Below are 20093 nucleotides of genomic sequence, written 5' to 3'. Positions count from 1 at the left end.
GGCAATCGTGGTGGCATCGTCAGTAATGGAAAGGGTGTTGGGGCCTTGTGCGCGGTAGGTGATGCGCACGCCTGGTTTGGCGGTTCTTTTACGTTTGAGTTCTTTAAGCCTCGTGGTGGCAACGGTGGGGATGCGGTGTGCGGGTGTGGCGGTAAGTCTGACTCTCAGGTTCCAGGCGTCGAGGGTTTTCTTTACTTTTGAAACGTAGGTTTCGATGAGTGTGAGGGTGCTCAGGCTGTGGCGTTGGGTGAGTGCGGACGCACGGGCTTTGCGTTGTTTGCCGGTAAAGCGGGTGGGGCCGAAGTACACCTGGTGTAGGCCGGCAAGTTCGGTGGCATCGGCTGGGTCAGCACCGAGCGCGCGGAGCTTATCGGGTGAGCCAGGTATATGCTCCACCAGCGCAATCCCCGAGTTGCGAAGGCGGATGTAGGTTTCAATATCCCCCATGGGCACAGAGACTAAAACAGCACCCGCAACCCCGCAACCGGAGGAACAAAATCCCTGCTCAGAGGCGGGGTTAACGCCGACTAAGGGCAGGGAAGGAATTGGTTGGGGGAACGGCAGCTGTGGGGAGGGACGGAACAAGAAAAGCCCCTCGGGGGAGGGGCTTGGCGGCTACATTTCGGTTAGGGAGCGGTCACCCGACCATTCGATGTGGAAGGTGCCCTCGCGGTCCACGCGCTTGAAGGTGTGGGCGCCGAAGAAATCGCGCTGGCCCTGAATCAAGGCCGCAGGGAGGCGCTCGGCGCGCAGGCTGTCGTAGTAGGACAAAGAAGAAGCAAACACGGGTACCGGCAGCCCCAGCTGGGTGGCAGCCACAACGACGCGACGCCACGGGTCAATCAGGTTTTCCAGCTCACCCTTGAAGTACGGGTCCAGAATGAGGGCCGGAAGGTCGGCGTTATTGTCATAAGCCTCACGGATACGGTCGAGGAACTTCGCGCGAATGATGCAGCCGCCACGCCAGATGGTGGCCAAGTCGCGCGGGTCGACGTTCCAGCCGAACTCGTCCGAACCAGCCTTGATCTCATCAAAGCCCTGAGAATAGGCAATGAGCTTTGCGGCATAGAGCGCACGGCGAACGTCCTCGACGAACTCCGCCTTGTTCACGTTGAGCTCGGTGATCGTACCGGAGGGCAGCTGCCCCTCTTGGGCGGCGGCGCGCTGCGCGGTGGCCGAGGAGAGCGCACGCGCGAACACGGATTCCGCAATGCCGGTGATGGGGACGCCAAGCTCGAGGCCGTTAATGGCAGTCCAGCGGCCGGTGCCCTTCTGGCCGGCGGCGTCCACGATGACGTCGACAAGCGGGGCACCTGTCTCCGGATCTTTCTGTGCTAGTACTTCGGCGGTGATCTCAATGAGGTAGGAGTCCAGATCGCCGGCATTCCACTCGCGGAAGACCTCAGCGATTTCAGCCGGTTCCATGCCCGCGCCATAGCGAAGGAGCTGGTAGGCCTCGCCGATGACCTGCATGTCGGCGTACTCAATGCCGTTGTGCACCATCTTCACGAAGTGCCCCGCACCATCCGGGCCGATGTGAGTCACACACGGCGTGCCGTCCACCTCAGCAGCGATGGACTCCAGGATCGGCCCCAGCGTTTCCCAGGACTCGGCCGGGCCGCCGGGCATGATGGATGGGCCGTTGAGCGCGCCCTCCTCGCCACCGGAGATACCCGCGCCGACGAAGTGACGGCCCTTAGCTGCGACCTCCTTCTCGCGGCGAATGGTGTCCGTGAACAAGGCATTGCCACCGTCGATGATGATGTCGCCCTCATCCATGGCCTCGGTGAGCAGGTTAATGACGGCGTCGGTAGCCGCGCCCGCCTGCACCATGATGATTGCCTTACGCGGGCGCTCCAGGGAGGCCACGAAGTCCTCAACGGTTTCGGAAGGGATGAAGGCTCCTTCATCGCCATGCTCGCTGATGAGCGCGCGCGTCTTCTCCGGGCTGCGGTTGTAGACCGCGACGGTATTTCCGTTGCGGGCAAAGTTGCGCGCGAGGTTGGAGCCCATGACGGCCAAGCCCACAACACCAATCTGAGCGAGATCTGTCTTTTCAGCAGTTTGAGTCATGTCAACCATCCTACGTCACCGAAATCCACTAACCTGGTGTGGCATGAAACACTCTGAAATCTTTGAGAAGTTTGTCGCGGTATCTCAAACACGCCCGCTTAACGACGAAGAACTGCAGCTCATCAACTCTCATCCGCAGGGACTTGCGGGACTCATCGGTTTGCGCTTCACGCACATCTCCGCCGATGAGATTCGCTCCGAGGTTGACGTTGTTCCGGATCACCACCAGCCCTGGGGCGTGGCGAATGGAGGGCTTTTCTGCACGATTACGGAGTCCACCGCATCTGTGGGCAGCCTGATCCTCGCGGGCAAGCCGGTTGTCGGCGTGAACAACAACACAGATTTCCTCAAGCCCGTTGCCGAAGGCACCGTCACGGCTGTCGCTACGCCGCTGTACAAGGGCCGCCGCACGCAGCTGTGGGAAGTGAAAATCAGCCAGGGCGATGTACTCCTCGCTGCTTCCACGTTGCGCACCATGGTGGTGCAATAATCCCTACAACCAGTTGTTGCGCCGGAACCACCACCACATTCCGGCCACCACCAAGATCATGAGGCCAATTGCCCCGTAATAGCCCCATGCGAAATGCAGCTCCGGCATGATGTCGAAGTTCATTCCATAGATACCTGCTACAAGTGTTGGCGCTGCCCACATGCCAACCACCGCGGAGATCGTGCGCATGTCGGAGTTCTGCTGCATGCTGATCTTGGCCACGGAGGCGTCGATAAGCGAGGTCAAGCGCTCATCGAACCCCGACACGTGGTCCTGGACCACCAGCTGGTGGTCGTTGACGTCGCGGATATAGGAGCGAATCGTCTTCGGAATGAGATCCTTGTGGTCCGCTACCATCGCCCGCAACGCTGGGGAAAGCGGCACGATCGCGTGCTTCATCTCCAAGATTTCGCGCTTGAACATGTAGATACGGTCGATGTTGGGCAGCGAATTCGGAGTGAAGATTTCTTCTTCTAATTCGTCGACCTCGATGGCGATGAGGCGGCAAATCTCCGAATAGCGGTCCACCATCATGTCCAGGATCTTCCACGCCAGCGAAATAGGACCCTGCTCGACGAGGTCTTGCTCATCCTGGATCACATAGGCGAGATTGGGCAGCTTGGCGGAGTGGCGCACCGTGATAATGAACGTGGCACCAATGATCATCTGGATTTCACCAGTGGAGATAATTTGGCGCTTATCGGCGACCTCGTCGTGGTCGCGGTAGTTCACCGACCGTGCCACCACGAAGAGCTGGTCATCGTAGCGCTCCAGCTTGGGACGCTGGTGCGCCTGGACGACGTCCTCGACGATGAGCTCATGGATGCGGAATTCAGCCGCTACCTTCGTCATCTGCGATTCGAGCGGCTCGTGCAGGCCTACCCACACGAAGCCGCGGCCGTATTCTTCCACGGTTTGCAGCGCGCTGTGCGGGGTAAACTCACCCGGCAGCGCCTCGCCGTCGATGAACACTCGGCAGTGCTCAATGGCACGCTCGACAGGCACGGAAAAACTCGGCGTATTATTGTCCGAAGTGTTTTTCTTGCGTGGCTTGAATGGTGACGGTACAGATGGCATCGTGTCTCAGCCTCCTTCGCTTCGTATAGGCGTTTTATCAGAGCGGCTAAATCTTACACCTCTAAAGGCCTATACTCGTTGTCATGCCTACCTGGAAAGAAGTAACTGCCGCGAACCCCGCCCATTCCCACAACTTTGCACGGAAATGGAAGACGCTGCGGGCCCAGGGTAAGGATATCGACGGGGAAGCCCGGCTTATCGACGCCATGAGTGAACGCCACTCCCGCGTCCTCGACGCCGGCTGCGGTTCCGGACGGCTCGGCGGCGAGTTGGCCAAGCGCGGGCATACCGTAGTGGGCGTGGACGTCGACCCGATTTTGATTGAGCACGCGGTGAATGATTATCCGGAGGCCCGCTGGGAGGTAGGTGACCTTTCGGAAGAGGAAATCCCGGAGGGCAACTTCGACATCGCCGTGGCTGCGGGCAACGTCATGACTTTTATCGCCAACGAAGGGCGCGAGGCGGCCCTGCGCAACGTGTTTAACGCGCTTCGCCCCGGCGGCCGCTTCGTCGTCGGTTTCGGCGAGGGCCGCGGCTGGGGCTTTGAGGAGTTCCTCGAACTGGCCCGCGCGGTGGGCTACCGAGTCGATTTCATTTTCTCCTCGTGGGACATGAAGGTCTTTAAAGAGAACTCCACCTTCATGGTGGCCGTGCTTACTCGTCCAGGTGCCGATCTACTGGGCTAACTTTGTTTCTCCGCAGCCAGGCGCCGGAGCCGGTGGCCGTGGTCAACGGGCCCGTGTCCGTGTCCGACGTGAAGCGCATCGGCATGCTCAATCGCCTCGTGGAGCCACTCGGTGGCCCAAACCAGTGCTTCGTCGAGGGATTCGCCCGCGCCCAAACGCGCCGCTAGGGCTGAGGACAGCGAGCAGCCCGTGCCGTGCGTGTTCTTCGTATCAATCCGCGGGCAGGGCACGCGCGTGATATCGCCGGAAGGACTTACGGTCGCGTTATCGGCCTCGGCACCATCGAGGTGACCGCCCTTGACTACGACCCAGGTGTCGTTCTCGTGTGCCCACGTGGTTGCGACAGAGAGAGCATCATCAAAGGTGCGCGGTTCTGCTACGCCCGCGAGGACAGCGAGTTCCGGCAGGTTGGGTGTGACCACGGTCGCGCGGCGCGCCAGCTCCCGTACGGCGCGCTCCGCTTCCGGCTCGAGCAGGCGGTCACCGCTGGAGGCGACCATGACCGGATCGCAGACCACCGGCACACCCGCGGGGAGGGAAGCGAGGAAGTCGCTCACCGTTTCGGTGATAGCGACGGATCCCAGCATGCCGATCTTGACGGCGTCGATAGTCACGTCGTCCTTGACGCTTGCCAGCTGCTCACGCAGAAAATCCACCGGTGGGGTGTGGATAGCCCGCACGCCCTGCGTATTCTGCGCAACCAGGGCGGTCACTACGGCCATTCCATAGGCCCCAGCGGCCTCAAAGGACTTGAGGTCGGCGTGAATACCAGCGCCGCCCGTCGGATCGGTGCCGGCGATGCTGAGGACACGGGGCAGCGCAGGTTGGCTCACGGTTTCTCCTTAAGCTTGGCTATTCTTTCGTCTACCGTACATGACTAAAGAAAAAGGAGAGAGGAAATTTCCTCTCTCCTTATAAGACGCGTAAGACCTAGTGGAGGTCGCGGTCAATCACGTTGCGAGCAACGCGCTGCTGCTGGGTGATCTCCAGGTTACCGCGGTCGCGCGAGAAGGCGTTGAGCAGCCAGTGCAGCGCAACGAGGGTGCGGCTGCGGAAGCCAACGATGTAGAAGATGTGCAGTCCGAGCCAGGAGATCCAGGCCGGGAAGCCAGCGAACTCGGTCTTGCCCAACTTGACCACTGCGTTGAAGCGGGAAATGACGGCCATGGAGCCCTTGTCGAAGTACTCAAACGGCTCGGCCTCGTTAGCGGTGGACTCCTCATCAATCTTGGCCTCGATGAGCTTGCCCACGTGGTTGCCGCCCTGGATGGCCACCTGGGCCACACCCGGAAGGCGGTTGAGGGAAATCATGTCGCCGACGATGTAGACGTTCTTGTACTCACCAACCGTGAGGTCCTCGTTGACGGAGACGCGGCCGGCCCGGTCTGCCTCCACGCCTGCCTGGTCGGCAATAAGCTTGCCCAGCGGGGAAGCGGCGACACCTGCAGACCAGATCTTGGTCGCAGCCTCGATGGTGACCTCTTCCTCGGTCTTCATGTTCTTGTAGGTGACGGCGTCAGCGGTGACGTCGGTAACCATGGCGTTGAGGCGCACGTCAACGCCCAGCTTCTCCAGGGTGCGCTGAGCCTTGCGGCCGAGGCGCTTGCCAAACGGAGGAAGCACCTGCGGCGCACCATCCAGGAGGTAAATCTTGGCGGAGGAGGAACCAAAGTTGGAGTAGGTGCCAGCGAAGGTGCGCTGGGCCAGCTCGGCGATCTGGCCGGTGAGCTCAACGCCAGTCGGGCCAGCGCCGACGATGACGAAGGTCAGTAGCTTCTCACGCTTGGCAGGATCCTCTTCCAACTCAGCCTTCTCGAAGGCGGAGATGATGCGGGAGCGGATCTCCAGGGCGTCGTCAAGCGTCTTCATGCCCGGCGCGTGCTCGGCAAAGTGGTCGTTGCCGAAGTAGGACTGGCCAGCGCCGGCGGCGACGATGAGGGAGTCGTAGCCGTAGGTGCGAACAGCGCCGTCAAGTTCTGCGGAGACGGTCTGTTCCTTGATATTGATGTCAGTGACTTCGCCGTTGACGAAGTTGACGTTGTCCTGATGGCGCAGGAGCTGACGCGTGGACGGGGCGATTTCGCCGGCGGAAATGACGCCGGTGGCTACCTGGTAGAGCATCGGCTGGAAGAGGTGGTGGTTCTTCTTGTCGATGAGGGTGATCTCAACATCCGCGTTCTTGAGCTTCTTAACGGCGTTGATGCCGCCGAAGCCGGCACCGATAACAACGACGTGGTGGCGGCCGTTACTAGGGCGGTGGGGAGTTTGCGCCATGGTGATTGAATACCTTCCTGAAGAAAGCTTGATTATTTTACCCGAGTCAGTCTAAACCTTTCTAGCGGTACATGCATACTTTATGGGTTATTAACTGGCTTTTTGGGCCGCGCCTCCACCTCTTCGTGGCCCGCTGGTTTTACTCTAAGTAAATACGTGTGTGCGATGAGGAAGGCTGGCTAGAGCGTGTATTCCCACTTGGCATCGATTGACGCTGCGACGTGGCCCGGCGTAGCAACCGTGCCCTCACCGCGTTTGCTGCGCTTTACGGGCGGCCGGAGTGAAGCGGAGTTTGCGCAGGCCTGCGCCAAAGCAGGGGTGGAGCTGGAAGGCGAGGAGCCGGATCTGGCTGTGCTTCACGACGCTCTCTTTTCCCGCATCGCCGATTCGGGCTGGCTGGGCCTGGCTGAGTCTTATATGGCAGGGGAGTGGACGACGCCCGATTCCGATCGCTTGGTCAAGGTTCTCCTGCGGCTGTTGGGGGTGGGGTATCGGCCGAAAGCGAAGGAGCTGGCGGTGGAGGCGTCTAGCCCTGGCGAGCTACCCCTCGATGTGGTGAAGCTGTACGCGGGTGACTCCTTGAGCCATTCGGGCGGAATTTTCGCTAGCGGCGTTCCCACCACGGTGCGCGAGGCGGTCCGCAGCTATAGCGCACGGGTGGGGAGCAAGGAACCCAAGGAGCACTTCGTCGATGTGACGAGCGTGACCGAGCCGACGCATACGGACCGCGAGGACTTGGGTGATGCACAGCGCCGCGCTGCACAGTGGCTTCTCGATGCCACCCGCACGGGCGCCGGCACACATCTTCTGGTGTACCCGGCGACTGGGCTGCAGGTAGCAGTACAAGCCGTTGCCCGGCGCGCCACCGTTGACGTCCTTACGGGCGACACAGAGCAGCAGGCGCTGTTCGACGAACAACTGCTTCTCGAAGGCGCCGCCGACTCTGTCCATGTGCAGGGCATCGAAACGGCGTTGCCCAATCCGAAGAAGTGGCGCGGGCGCTATGACGCGATTGTCAGCGTAGAGAAGTTAGAGACGCTATCGCCCCCCGAGCGCCGGCGCTACGTACAGATGCTGGATCGCTCGCTGGTCAGCGGTGGGCGTGTGGCTGTGGCCTCGTTGTTCGCCACCGACGCGATGACCCCGGCCGCTCGGTCCGCGATTCAGGTTCTGCGCGCCTATATTTGGCCCGGATTAGACTATCCGACGATCGAGGAGACCCACCGACTTTTCGATAGGCGTTCCAACCTGCGCATCATCGCTCAGGCCCACACCGGAAGCCACTACCTGGAAACGCTTCGCTACCAGCGCAGTTTCTTCGATGGGCGGCACCGCGAAGCGGCGGCAGCGGGCTTCGACCAGGTTTTCCGCCGCCTCTGGACCTTCCAGTTCGCTCTCCGCGAGGCGCTGTTCACCTTAGGAATGCTGGATGCCGTGCACGTGGTGGCGACGCACCGCAACCGCGGGGGCCGCCGTTAGCGGTCTACACTGGGCGGCGCCAGAAGCACAACCACTTTGCGGCCCGGAGGGAAAGAACATGGCAGACCGCACAGGAATTATCGCGCACCGAGGGTATAACGGATGGTTCCCGGAGAATACGTACCGTGCCTTCGAGGAGGCTCTCAAGCTTGAGGTGGCCGGTGTGGAGTGCGACGTCAACCTGACCAAGGACGGGGAGGTAGTGGTTATCCACGACCAGACTGTGGATAGGACGTCGGACGGCACAGGCTCTGTCGGTGACATGACACTGGAGGAGCTGCGCACACTCAACTTTGGTACCGACGAGGATCCCCAACGCATTCTGCTTCTCGACGAACTGGTGGACCTCATCGAGTCATACCCCGGAAAGCAGCTGCTCATCGAGACGAAGCACCCGTCTCCTTTCGGGGCGCGACTCGAAGAGTCGGTGGCCGAAGTCCTACGCAACCGACATCTCGATGCCGATCCACGGTTCAGTCTGATTTCCTTTAACCCTGAAGCAATTGCGCGATTTCGAAACCTATTGCCATCCCTGCGCTCCTTTCTTCTTTTGGAACCGGATGCGGGACTACCAGATTCCCTCGAGGGCGCTTCGGGCTTCGGGCCTTCCATTCGCCAGGCGCGATTGGACGCTGACTTCTTTGCAGACGTCGACAGTCACTCCTACGTATGGACGGTGAACTTACCGAAGGACATGGAGTGGTGCCGTAACAATGGGATAGAGCTCATGGCAACGGACTTGCCAGAGCTAGCACTCGACGTTGTGCGCTCGGCGAGTTAGCGCCAAGCTACGCCCGTGGCCGTTGTGTTCATCCCCGAAAAGGTCTAGCTGGAAAGATGGTGGCGCTTTCTTGCCCGGGAGTTTCTATGGAGTTCTTTCTCCCGTGCTTTGTGTGACGTACCCCACGCACAGGGAGGGCTTTTGGGGGCTAGGCTCCTGGAATTTTCTTTTTGTTTATTCAATCAAAACGTTGAGTAAACCTTCTGTTTACTGCCTTGGTCTAGTTTCTTCTGCATGGCAAAAACCATCCCCGCGAGCGGGCGAACGGCTGCGATCCCTCCTGTTAACGAGAAGCCGATCGTCTCCGAGGAGTACGCGCGCCACCCACGCAAGCGAAAGCTTGACTGGCGCCAGATCGGCCTAGCGGCATTGCTGATTGGCCCGAACCTTCTCCTTCTCATTCTTTTCACCTATCGACCACTGGTCGATAACATCCGCATCTCTTTCTTTAACTGGAATATTTCATCGCCGACGATGACTTTTGTCGGTCTGCAGAACTACATCGACTGGTTCCAGGCGCCAGATACTGGACGCGTGGTGTTCAACACTGTCGTCTTCACCTTCTTCGCGGTGGTCGGTTCGATGGTTCTGGGGCTAGCGCTGGCATTGCTTCTGGATCAGAAACTGTTTGGCCGTGCGGCTGTGCGCTCAATGGTTTTCGCGCCCTATGTCATCGCTGGCGCGGCGATTGGCGTTGCCTTTCAGTTCGTCTTCGATCCTAACTACGGGCTCATTCAATACTTTTTGGGTCTTATCGGGGTCGATGTGCCGAACTTCTACCAGCAGCAGAACTGGGCACTGTTCATGATTACGGTGACCTACGTGTGGAAGAACGTGGGCTACGTTTTCGTCATCTATCTTGCTGCCCTGCAGGGGCGCCGCCGCGATCTCGATGAGGCCTCTGAGATTGACGGCACTCCGGCCGTGCGACATTTCTTCCGCGTGGTCCTGCCACAGCTTCGCGGTACCACGTTTTTCCTGTTAATCACTGTGCTGCTCAATTCCTTCCAGGTCTTCGACATCATCAACGCGATGACCGGCGGTGGACCGTTTGGTTACGGAACCTCCACGATGGTTTTCCAGGTGTACCAAGAGACGTTCATCAACAACCGTGCCGGCTATGGCGCTGCCGTGGCCACCATCATGTTCCTCGTCGTGCTTGTCATTACGGTGCTGCAGATCAAGTTGCAGGAAAGGATGGATAAGTAAATGTCCGAAAAACGCGCGATTCCGGCTTCTATCAAGGTAGGGCTCCCGCAAGCGAAAGGAGAGCTGCCGCCGGTTCCTGGTTCGCAGTCCCTCGCAGCACCAGTCATCACCGAGGCCCAGCGCAAGCGTAAAGGTGAGCCGGTTGATCACGGTCATCCAGCAACGAAGGTCGTCGGCTACATTGCCTTGGTACTGACAGTGCTGATGATTATGGTGCCGCTGTACTTCATCTTCATCACCAGCTTTAAGTCTTTCCAGGATGTGTATTCGGATCCGATTTCCTTCTGGCCTAATCCTTTTAAGGCAGAAAACTATTCCTATGTCTGGCAGACTTCTGGCTTTTCGAGCTACCTGAGAAACTCCATCATCATCACGCTGATTCTCACGGTGGTGGAGGTAGTCCTCGGAGTGCTGACTGCCTATGCCTTCGCATTCATTCGCTTCCCCGGCCGGAATCTGCTGTTCTTGCTCATCATCGCCTCGCTGATGGTGCCCAACCAGATCACCATTATTTCCAATTACTCGCTGGTTGCGTCATGGGGTTGGAGAGACACCTACGCCGGAGTCATCATCCCGTTGGCGGGCGTGGCGTTCGGTGCCTTCCTCATGCGCAATCACTTCCAATCATTGCCCCCGGAGATTCTCGAGGCCGCGCGCATGGACGGGGCAGGATTCTTCACAACCTTGTTCCGAGTGGTCCTGCCCATGTCGTGGCCAACGCTGTCCGCGTTCGTCCTGATCACCGTGGTCAATGAGTGGAACCAATACCTGTGGCCTTTCCTGATTACGGATACACCGGCTGCAGCCACCCTTCCGGTGGGCCTAACCCGCTTGCAGGACGCGGAAGGCGTGACCAACTGGGCGCCGGTGATGGCCGGCACCGTGCTGACAACCCTGCCCATGATCATCATCTTCCTCATACTCCAGAAGCCGATGATTAAGGGCCTGACTGCTGGAGCAGTCAAGGGCTAGCCTGCCTGCTATCCCGACGCCCAACTCGAACAAGTCCCCTGAACTCTTCACTTCTCAAGGAGAACCTCCCCATGTCTCGTAAGATTTCTACTCGTATCGTTGCCGCCTGCGCGGCACTTCTCACCACAGCGTCCTTGACCGCCTGTGCAGGTGGTTCGACCACCGCAGGGAACGACTCAAAGGACGGCGGAGACGCCAACACCATCACCTTCTGGTCCAACCACCCGGGTTCTTCCCGTGACATAGAGCAAGAGCTCATTGATGAGTTCGAGAAGGAGAACCCAGATCTGAAGGTCGAACTGGTTACCGCAGGTTCCAACTACGAGGAAGTTGCACAGCGCTTTAACGCTGCCCTCGCAGGTGGCGACCTTCCCGACGTCCTCGTTGCTTCTGACGTCACGTGGTTCAACTTCGCGCTGAATGAGGCCACGACGCCGCTCGATGAGCTGTGGGAGATGAACGACATTGACTATGAGAGCTACGTCGACACCCTGCGCGAAGACTATAACTACAAGGACAAGCACTACGGCGTTCCGTACTCCCGCTCCACGAACCTGATGTACTGGAACACCGATGACCTCAAGGCAGCTGGACTTCCTACCGACCGTGGCCCGAAGGACTGGGAAGAATTCGACGAGTGGGCCACCAAGATCAAGGACAAGCTCGACAAGCCGGCCGTTACCGTTCCGGATGGATCCAACTACCTCGACTGGTACTTCCAGGGCATGATTTGGGCCTTCGGTGGCTCTTACTCTGATGAGTGGGAACCGAACTTTACGTCGAAGGAGTCCATCGAGGCTGGTAAATTCCTGCAGGACCAGGTCAAGGCCGGTCACATCGAAATCTCCACTGACCCGACCGTAGCCTTCGGCTCTGGCAAGGCCTCTGGGCTGCTGGAGTCCACTGGTTCTCTGGGCGGCCTGAAGGAGACGGCGACGATTCCATTCATCACCACCTACCTGCCAGGCCCTGGTCCTTCGGCAGCCACCGGTGGTGCTGGTCTGGCAGTGCCGGCTGGAATCTCTGACGAGCGCAAGGCTAACGCGGTCAAGTTCATTGACTTCCTGACGAACACCGAGAACACGATCAAGTTCTCCCAGAAGACGGGCTACATGCCGGTGCGCAAGGACGCCCTGGATGATCCGGAGGAGAAGAAGTTCTTGGAGGAGAACCCGAACGCCCAGACGGCAATCGAGCAGCTCAACGAGAACACCAAGCCGCAGGATTACGCTCGCGTCTTCGTGCCGGGCGGCGGACAGCGCATCGGTGGTGTTCTCGACCGCATCACTGTGGGCAATGAGGATGTGGAGTCCGCATTCGGCGACCTGCAGAAGGAGACGCAGAGCGTTATCGACCGCGACATCACCCCGAAGCTCAAGTAACACTTCGGATCGTTTGAAAGGACACCATGGCTACTGTTGAATTCCGTCAGGCTTCCAGGATTTATGACCCGAAAAAGCCACCGGCGGTCAGCCGCATTAACCTCGATATCAAGGACGGCGAGTTTCTAGTACTCGTCGGACCGTCTGGTTGCGGCAAGTCCACGACATTGCGCATGCTCGCTGGCCTTGAGCCAATCGACGAAGGCCAGATCTTCATCGACGGGGCCGACGTTACCGAGACCCGCTCGCGGGACCGCGATGTAGCCATGGTGTTCCAGTCCTATGCGCTGTACCCCAACATGACAGCACGTCAGAACATGGCGTTTGCATTGCAAAATGCCAAGGTGGATAAGGCAACCATCGAAGAGCGCGTGAGCTTCGCTGCGAAAATGCTGGAGCTGGAGGACCTTATCGATCGCAAGCCCTCCGCAATGTCGGGTGGCCAGCGCCAGCGTGTGGCCATGGGGCGCGCTATCGTGCGCCAGCCCAAAGTCTTTCTCATGGATGAGCCCCTCTCCAACCTGGATGCGAAGCTCCGCGTATCCACGCGTGCGCAGATCCTTCAACTGCAGCGCGAGCTCAACACCACCACGGTCTATGTCACCCACGACCAAACTGAGGCAATGACCATGGGGGATCGCGTGTGTGTCCTCAAACAGGGCATTATTCAGCAGGTCGCCCCACCTAAAACACTGTATGAGAACCCCGGTAATTCCTTCGTCGCGACGTTCATCGGTTCGCCGGCTATGACTCTCATCGACAACGTCCCCTTCGTTGACGGTCGCGTTGTCAGCGGCAAAGACCAGGCGCTGGACTACTACATGCCACAGGAACAGGCCGCGAAGGTGGGAGCGGATCACGTCCTCGTTGGTGTGCGCCCAGAGAATTGGGAAATCATCGGCGTCAACCAACCAGGTGAAGAGTATGGGATACCGGTTAGGGTCGATATTGTGGAGCACTTAGGCTCCGAGCTGTACGTCTATGGTGGCCGCGAAGAGTCGGCCAATGACGGGACCGTGGTCCGCGGTGACCGCATCACGGTGAAGGTGCCGCGCGGCATTGACGTGCACCAAGGCGACACGATCTACCTGCGCCCGATGAAGGGCGGGTGCGTGTTTTTCGCCCCGGACACCGAAATCAATTACGACTATCTCTAACCCGATCTGTTGCGCCGGTGGCAGAGCTCCCGCTGAGGAGTATTGCCACCGGCGCGTTGCTTATGGAGTGACGACCGGACGGGAGGCCCGCTCCAACAGCACTGCGATTGATTCATAGGTCCGCCCGGAGATCATCTCCAGGCCCATCTCGCAGGTGCGGTTATCGGAGACGAAGGCGTCGAAGTGCTCCGCGTCGAGTGAAGCACGCTCCTCGCGCGTGGCGGACTCGACGAGCTCCGGGTGCAGCATGACGCGGTCACCGGCGGAGCCACAGCACATCGCGCCCTCTGGGACTTTGGCAGAACCGCAGAGGTTCGCCAGGTCAACCAGGGCCTGGCTCATGCCCATGTGGTCAGTCGAGCAAGTTGGGTGGACAGCGATGGAGCCCATGTTTTTCACGATGGGCAGGTGCGGGGCGATTTCATCACGGAGCCATTCCACGACATCGAGGATGCGCAGATCCTCCCAAAGCTTGCGGTCGGCAGGGGAGAGCACCTCAGGAACCGAATCGAGCAACCCGTGGGTGCAGCTGGCAGCATCGACCACGATGGGCAGCTGGCCGTGCTCCGACCAGTGCCAGAGGTCGCGCACAATCTTTTGAGCTTGGTACTCAAACCCTTCCTTGTAGCCCTTGGAGGACCACGGTGTGCCACAGCAATCGCCGGCGACATCCTCGGGGATCCACACCGGCTGGCCAGCCCGGCGTCCCAGTTCCACGATGGCGCGCGGGAGATCGACCGAATCCTTAGCCGCTCCGGCTGGGCGGCCGAAGATGCGGTTGATGCAGGCAGGGAAGTAGAGCGCGCCAGCGCCCTCGCGCGGGGTTTCCGGCAGACGCGATGCGGCCTGCGGAAGCGGCCCCGGGACGGTGGGCAGCAAGTCCGGTGCTACCACGTTACGTGCCATGTTGGCGCCCAGCTCGAGGGGCTTGTGGGGAATCTTGTTGGCGGAGATGATGCCAGCGCGGGCAAGCCTTTCCACCAACTCCCAACGCTGTGCCGTCGTCAGTGCCACCTTCTCGCGGGCCGGGGTGGCCTGCTGGGCGCGCAGCTGCTTCATCACTGCGCCGGTGTCGATGCTAATCGGGCAGGGGATAGAGCAGGTGCCGTCGGCGGCGCACATGTCGACGGCGTCGTACTGATACTCCTTCTGCAGCTGCGCCAAGACCTCCGAGCCTTCTTCCTGCCGGGCCATCTCGCGGCGCAGCACGATGCGCTGGCGCGGGGTCACCGTGGCGTGGCGGGAGGGGCAGACAGGCTCACAGAAACCGCATTCCACACACGGGTTGATCTCTTCCTCGACCTTGGGGAAGGACTTGAAGTTGCGCAGGTGGATGGTTTGGTCCCGGGTGAGCTTCACGTTCGGTGCCAGGATGCTCTTGGGATCGATCATGTTCTTGACTTCCCAGAACAGCTCGAAGGCCTCCGTGCCCCACTCGTGCTCCAGGAAGGGGGCCATGTTCACGCCGGTACCGTGCTCGGCCTTCATCGAGCCCTGGTATTTGTCAATGACCAGCTCGGCCAAATCATCCAAGAACGCGGCATAGGATTCGCGCTCCTCCTCAACGTCGAAGCGCGGGGTAAAGAAGAAGTGCAGGTTGCCAAAAGCAGCGTGGCCCATGACCGACTCCGGGTAGCCGTACTTGGCCTGCAAGTCCAACAGGTCCGCTGCGGCCTCACCGACCTGGGAAGGCGGGAAGCAGACATCCTCGGTGATGTACGCCGTGCCGTTCGGACGGTCCGCGCCCAGCAGGCCGTAGAGACCATTGCGTAGCTCCCACGCGCCGCGCATACCTTCTGCGGTGGTGAGAAATTCGAGGGGGCGCAGTAGTGGGGCGTCGGCAAGCACGGTGCGTAGGCGATCCATGGCCTTGTCCAAGTTCTCCTCGTCGCTGCCGCCGACCTCGACGAGGAGTGCTGCGGCGTCATCATTGAGGTTGCGCCACGATTCCGGCGCGTGCGCATAGTGCTCGGCGGAACGGCGCATGACCGGGGCAACCAGAAGCTCGCAGGCCTCCGCGCCTGTCTCCATGATGGGGTGCACGTAGTTTGCGGCATCGCGGAGGTTGGGCAGCTCGACCCAGGTCGTGGCCTTTACGCGCGGAAGCTTCACCGTGCGGATGACGGATTCCGTGATGGCGCCGAAGATGCCCTCGGAGCCGATGAGCAGGCGCTTGAGGATGTGCACGGGCTCATCCTCATCGAGGAAGGCATCAATTCGCAGTCCATTGGTGTTGCGAATAGAGAACTTAGTGCGCAGGAACTTCACCATCTCGGTGTTGGCGCGCAGCTTATCGCGGAAGGCCAGAAGATCGGCGTGGAGCTTCGGCTCCTGCTTGCGGAAGGCCTCGTCCCCACGAGACGTATCCACGATGGTGCCAGAAGGCAAGACGAAGATCAGCTCTTCGATGCTGTGGTAGCTGTCGCGTTCCAAGGAGCAGCGCATGCCGCCGGAGTTATCGGCCAGCACGCCACCGATGGTGCACACGGACGTGGATCCCGGGTCTGGCCCCAGCATGAAGCCATGGCGGGAGAGTACTGCTTGGGCATCGCCCAAGATGACGCCGGGGCGCGACCACAGCTTGCGGCCTTCCTCGCGCACTTCCATGCCGCCGAAGTGGGTCTTGACATCGACGAGGATGTCATCGCCCATGGCCTGGCCGTTCAGCGACGTTCCTGCTGCGCGGAAGGTCATGTGGCGATCGTGGGTATCGCAGTACTTCATGAGCGCAGCGAGGTCCGCTGCGTTGCGCGGGGAAACCACGATGTTCGGGATGGATCGGTAGGGACCGGCATCGGAGGAGAAGCGCACGAGGTCGCTGAGTCGGCCGTGCACGTTTTCTGCGCCGACGATGGCTTCCATGTCCGCAACCAGCTCGGCGGGGGAGCCGTGGCGGTAGCGCTCGGAAACGGCGTCGGCCTGGCTGGTAGCGCCGGCCGGGCGTGAGAAACGAGAGGAATCGGGGCTTAGTAGCTTGGACATATTTCTAATCTATCGCTTGACAGTAAATCTCGACCAAACTGGGTACGTGAGGTTCATCATATGGGATACTCAATTCATATAGTGAGACACATTCTGGAAAGGAAACACTATGACGAACCTGCGCACAGAAGGGGAGACTGGCGAGAAACTCGCCGTCTACATCTTTCCCATCGTTATTGTTGCCTGCGCCATTGTCGCCTTTTTGAGCCCCAGCACCTTTGAGCCGGTGGGGCAGTACACCTCGGAATTGCTCATGGTCATCATGTTTTCCATGGGGCTTACCCTGACGATTCCGGACCTGGCCCTGGTGGCGAAGCGTCCGTTACCCATCTTCTTGGGCGTTCTCTGTCAGTTTGCCATCATGCCGACGAGTGCCGTGCTCGTGGCTAAACTGTTAGGGCTTTCCGACGCCGCCACCGTCGGCCTCATCCTTCTCGGGTCTGTGCCCGGCGGTACGGCCTCCAACGTGATGGCTTACCTAGCCAAGGGTGATGTGGCGCTGTCGGTGGCGATGACCTCGGTATCCACGCTGGTCTCGCCGATCATGACACCGCTGCTCATGCTGTGGTTGGCGGGGCAGACCGCGGAGGTCGATGGTGCCGGCATGATGTGGTCGCTGGTCCAGACCGTCCTCATCCCGGTAGGCCTGGGTCTGCTGCTGCGCGTGATTGCAAACAAGGCGGTAGACAAGGTGCTGCCGGCTTTGCCGTGGGTGGCCATCGCCGGCATCGGAGGCGTTGTCACAGCGGTGGTGTCGAAATCGCAAGATAAGCTGATCACCGTTGGTCTCGTCGTGTTTATCGGCGTGGCTATCCAGAACCTCATCGGATTCCTCTTTGGGTACTACATGGCCAAGCTAGCCCGCCAGCGCGAGGCGGCGGCGCGCACCACAGCAATTGAAGTGGCGACCCAGAACTCCGGACTCGCCTCGGCATTGGCGTTGCAGTTCTTTACCCCGGAGGCAGCGCTGCCGGGTGTGGTTGCTGCAGTGTGGGCCAACGTCACTGGCGCAGTCTTCTCCGCCATCGTGCGCCGCAAGCCCATCGAGGACGAGGCGGAATCCAGTAAAACTGCGGTTTCTGTGTAGAAGGTTGCCCATCCGGGCAACTAGCTCCGCATAGGTGGTTGGCACATGTTTGCCGGCCACCTTTTCTGTTTGTGCAGACCTGGAAGTGCATTCATGCAGGTGGTCGTCGTCAAGCGCCCAGGCAGTGCTTTGCGACGACCAGCGAGTCTGTACTTCCAGGTCTGCACTTTTGAAGGCGGCGGGGTACGGTGCGACAAAAAATCTCCCCGCCCTTCGGTGAGCAACACCGGAAGGAGACGGGGAGATGCTTGTGTCTGAAGACCTAAACCTGGGAAAGATCCTGGTCCTTCAGCTCCTGCATCATGAGGATAGCGATGAGGGAGATGAAGCAGACGATGATGAGGTAATAGCCCACGTAGCTCACGTTAAAGGCGCTGACCAGCCACGTAGCGATGAACGGGGCCACGGCGGCACCCAGGATAGAAGAGACGTTGTACGCGATGCCGGAACCGGTGTAGCGGACGTTAGTGGGGAAGAGCTCCGGCAAGACAGCCGACATGGGGCCGAAGATGAGGCCCATGATGAACATGCCGACGAGCAAGAAGCCGAGGACCGAGTTGCGGTCAGCGTGTTCGATGCCGAGGAAGAAGGGGAAGCTGAAACCGAAGGTAATCATGATGAGTGAGGTCACGACCAGGATCGGCTTGCGGCCATACCTATCCGACAGCATGGAAGATACGGGAATGCCGATGATGAACATGAAGATAGAGATCAGCTGGATCTCCAGGAATTCCAGGTAGGGGATTCCCAAACCCAGCCCCTGGGATTTATCGCCGATACCGTAGGAGAGAATCCAGGTGGTGACTAGGTAGAACAGCGTGTAACAGGAGACCATGACGAAGGTACCGATGATCATCGGCTTCCAGGCAGTGCGGAAAGCCTCCACCATGGGGGTCTTGACCTTCTTGCCTTCGTCTACTGCCTGCTGGAAGACAGGTGTTTCCTCCAGGCGCAGGCGGACGTAGAGGCCAATGAGGACCATGACAGCGGAGGCGAGGAAGGGCAAGCGCCAGCCCCATTCCATGAAGGTGCCGGTCGTGTCGCCGCGGGAGTAATCCATGGTCGCAACCAGAGTCAGGAAGAAGCCATTGGCGAGCAAGAACCCGAAAGGTGCGCCGAACTGCGGCCACATGGCGGCGGAAGCGCGCTTGCCTTCCTCGGCGGTCTCGGAAGCCAGCAAAGCTGCACCGGACCATTCGCCGCCCAAGCCCAAACCCTGGCAGAAGCGCATCAGGGCCAACAGGGCAGGCGCGATGATGCCCGCGGTCTGGTACGTGGGGAGGACGCCGATGATGAAGGTAGCAATGCCCATCGTCAGGAGTGCACCCACGAGGGTGGCCTTGCGGCCGATGCGATCGCCAAAGTGTCCAAAGAGCACTGAGCCCAGTGGCCGGGCAATGAAGGCCAGGCCGAAGGTGGCAAAGGACTGGAGCAGGGCAACGGTGGGGTCCTCGGTCTTCGGGAAGAAGAGGAAAGGAAAGACGGCTACGGCTGCCGTGGCATAAATATAGAAGTCATAGAACTCGATGGTCGTACCAATGGTCGATGCCACGGCCACACGCACGCGGTCACGTTTTGTGAGCTGCTGTGCTGGGGCCGCTGTCTTTGGCGGCGTGGTGCTGACGGCGGTCATGTGGGAAGCGCCCTCCTTGATAATTTCAATAGAGTGATTGATTATGTGGGAAACATTACCGTCCCATAGATTGAAATCCAACTCTCACCACATGATAAATTTGCGAGAACTGGGAAGAGGTTGACATGTTGTGGTGCTGTGGCCGTGACTATTGGGCGGGGAGGGTGCGCAAATACAATCTGACATAATGTACATTATCGGACAACAACTTATGCTGCGGGAAGATATGACTTAGCATCTCCCGTCTCTGGGCTCGCATGGATCTGTACTCAGGCCTTGACGGTGTGCCCTCGCTGAGCCATGGGTGCCGGCGGAGTTATGCGTGCGTTGCGCGTACTCGACAGGCCCTTGATGCTTTGCTCCGAGTTGCCTGTCCCGTCCGCATCGCCGTTCCGAAAAGTTCGAGCCTTCAGCTTATTTGGCGACTTCTTGGTTTGCTGCCTTCCAGACGGCTTTCCTGTGTGCCATGCGTTGTCTGAGGGTCGCTATGCGTGCGGGTGGGATATTTGTGATGGCGCCTTTGGATCTGGACTGATCTGCATCTCCCCAGCCGCCTTAGGGGCAACCCCTTTTAAGCCACTATATAGTCACTGTTACGTAATTGTGCAGCATTTAGGGAGCTCATCGGAAAGCTGTTTTAGCGCCGTTGGTAAGCCATCACCAGCTGCACGACGGTGAGAGCTACAAGCACTACAGAAAACGCTGCCAGAAGTTTCGTCCCCTGAAACCAGATGAAAATGCCGAATCCTGCGAGCACTACGAGACGCACCCACAGGACAGGAATAAGATGCCGATAATTCATGACTAACCG

The 20093-nt window shown here is 59.7% G+C and carries 14 protein-coding genes and 2 pseudogenes; 9 read left to right on the top strand and 7 right to left on the bottom strand.

From position 1 onward, the window contains the following. Positions 1 to 447: pseudogene (locus HMPREF2565_RS07330) on the bottom strand (HNH endonuclease); the annotation flags it as partial. A gap of 168 nt (positions 448 to 615) precedes the next feature. Then, positions 616 to 2073, bottom strand: a complete 1458-nt coding sequence (gene gndA / locus HMPREF2565_RS07325) for an NADP-dependent phosphogluconate dehydrogenase (protein ID WP_071407085.1) — start codon at positions 2071 to 2073, stop codon at positions 616 to 618. A 43-nt stretch (positions 2074 to 2116) separates the two neighbouring features. Here gndA and HMPREF2565_RS07320 point away from each other — a divergent pair, with 43 nt between their 5' ends. Then, positions 2117 to 2563: a PaaI family thioesterase gene (locus tag HMPREF2565_RS07320; RefSeq protein WP_010186566.1), complete on the top strand. Its 447-nt coding sequence runs from the start codon at positions 2117 to 2119 to the stop codon at positions 2561 to 2563. Positions 2564 to 2566: 3 nt separating this feature from the next. On the opposite strand, the gene corA is transcribed toward HMPREF2565_RS07320, so the two are convergent. Further along, entirely contained in the window at positions 2567 to 3640 is a 1074-nt protein-coding gene (corA, locus tag HMPREF2565_RS07315; RefSeq protein ID WP_070512755.1) for a magnesium/cobalt transporter CorA, read from the bottom strand. Positions 3641 to 3723: 83 nt separating this feature from the next. On the opposite strand from corA, the gene HMPREF2565_RS07310 reads away from it, so the two are divergent. Continuing rightward, positions 3724 to 4326, top strand: coding sequence for a class I SAM-dependent methyltransferase (locus tag HMPREF2565_RS07310; RefSeq protein WP_049154651.1), 603 nt, complete (start codon positions 3724 to 3726; stop codon positions 4324 to 4326). Between the two features lie 17 nt (positions 4327 to 4343). Here HMPREF2565_RS07310 and thiD read toward each other — a convergent pair. Together thiD and HMPREF2565_RS07300 are read right to left on the bottom strand one after the other, a co-directional pair. After that, positions 4344 to 5159 (bottom strand): annotated as a pseudogene (gene thiD, locus HMPREF2565_RS07305) (bifunctional hydroxymethylpyrimidine kinase/phosphomethylpyrimidine kinase); the annotation flags it as partial. 97 nt (positions 5160 to 5256) lie between these two features. Beyond that, the gene (locus HMPREF2565_RS07300) at positions 5257 to 6600 is read right to left on the bottom strand and encodes an NAD(P)/FAD-dependent oxidoreductase (RefSeq protein ID WP_049154653.1); all 1344 of its coding nucleotides are present in this window, start codon (positions 6598 to 6600) and stop codon (positions 5257 to 5259) included. 186 nt (positions 6601 to 6786) lie between these two features. Between HMPREF2565_RS07300 and HMPREF2565_RS07295 the strand changes: the two genes are divergently transcribed. From HMPREF2565_RS07295 to HMPREF2565_RS07270, 6 genes are all read left to right on the top strand, one after another. Beyond that, the gene (locus HMPREF2565_RS07295; RefSeq protein WP_071407084.1) at positions 6787 to 8079 is read left to right on the top strand and encodes a class I SAM-dependent methyltransferase; all 1293 of its coding nucleotides are present in this window, start codon (positions 6787 to 6789) and stop codon (positions 8077 to 8079) included. 58 nt (positions 8080 to 8137) lie between these two features. After that, positions 8138 to 8860 (top strand): glycerophosphodiester phosphodiesterase, encoded by a 723-nt coding sequence (locus HMPREF2565_RS07290; protein WP_070512744.1) that lies wholly within the window; start codon positions 8138 to 8140, stop codon positions 8858 to 8860. 234 nt (positions 8861 to 9094) lie between these two features. Further along, positions 9095 to 10069 (top strand): carbohydrate ABC transporter permease, encoded by a 975-nt coding sequence (locus tag HMPREF2565_RS07285; RefSeq protein WP_046649375.1) that lies wholly within the window; start codon positions 9095 to 9097, stop codon positions 10067 to 10069. Next, entirely contained in the window at positions 10070 to 11041 is a 972-nt protein-coding gene (locus HMPREF2565_RS07280; RefSeq protein WP_046649374.1) for a carbohydrate ABC transporter permease, read from the top strand. A 71-nt stretch (positions 11042 to 11112) separates the two neighbouring features. Further along, positions 11113 to 12423 carry an ABC transporter substrate-binding protein gene (locus tag HMPREF2565_RS07275; protein WP_070821085.1) on the top strand — a complete coding sequence of 437 codons (1311 nt, stop codon included), beginning with the start codon at positions 11113 to 11115 and terminating at the stop codon, positions 12421 to 12423. Positions 12424 to 12449: 26 nt separating this feature from the next. Beyond that, on the top strand, positions 12450 to 13580 hold the full coding sequence (locus HMPREF2565_RS07270; protein WP_049154656.1) for an ABC transporter ATP-binding protein: 1131 nt from the start codon (positions 12450 to 12452) through the stop codon (positions 13578 to 13580). Between the two features lie 60 nt (positions 13581 to 13640). Here the strand turns inward: HMPREF2565_RS07270 and HMPREF2565_RS07265 are convergent, their stop codons facing one another. Further along, positions 13641 to 16562: an FAD-binding and (Fe-S)-binding domain-containing protein gene (locus HMPREF2565_RS07265; protein WP_071407083.1), complete on the bottom strand. Its 2922-nt coding sequence runs from the start codon at positions 16560 to 16562 to the stop codon at positions 13641 to 13643. A 109-nt stretch (positions 16563 to 16671) separates the two neighbouring features. Here HMPREF2565_RS07265 and HMPREF2565_RS07260 point away from each other — a divergent pair, with 109 nt between their 5' ends. Beyond that, a complete protein-coding gene (locus HMPREF2565_RS07260; RefSeq protein WP_070681325.1) occupies positions 16672 to 17649 on the top strand; it encodes a bile acid:sodium symporter family protein in 978 nt (325 codons plus the stop codon). A gap of 262 nt (positions 17650 to 17911) precedes the next feature. Here HMPREF2565_RS07260 and HMPREF2565_RS07255 read toward each other — a convergent pair whose 3' ends face one another. Further along, positions 17912 to 19282: an MFS transporter gene (locus HMPREF2565_RS07255; protein ID WP_049154659.1), complete on the bottom strand. Its 1371-nt coding sequence runs from the start codon at positions 19280 to 19282 to the stop codon at positions 17912 to 17914. Positions 19283 to 20093 lie beyond the last annotated feature (811 nt).

Origin of the sequence: Corynebacterium sp. HMSC072A04 (assembly GCF_001809235.1) — a bacterium.
Classification (GTDB): domain Bacteria; phylum Actinomycetota; class Actinomycetes; order Mycobacteriales; family Mycobacteriaceae; genus Corynebacterium; species Corynebacterium hiratae.
Note: the sequence above shows the minus strand (reverse complement) of the source record. Positions and strands in the feature narration are given on the sequence as shown.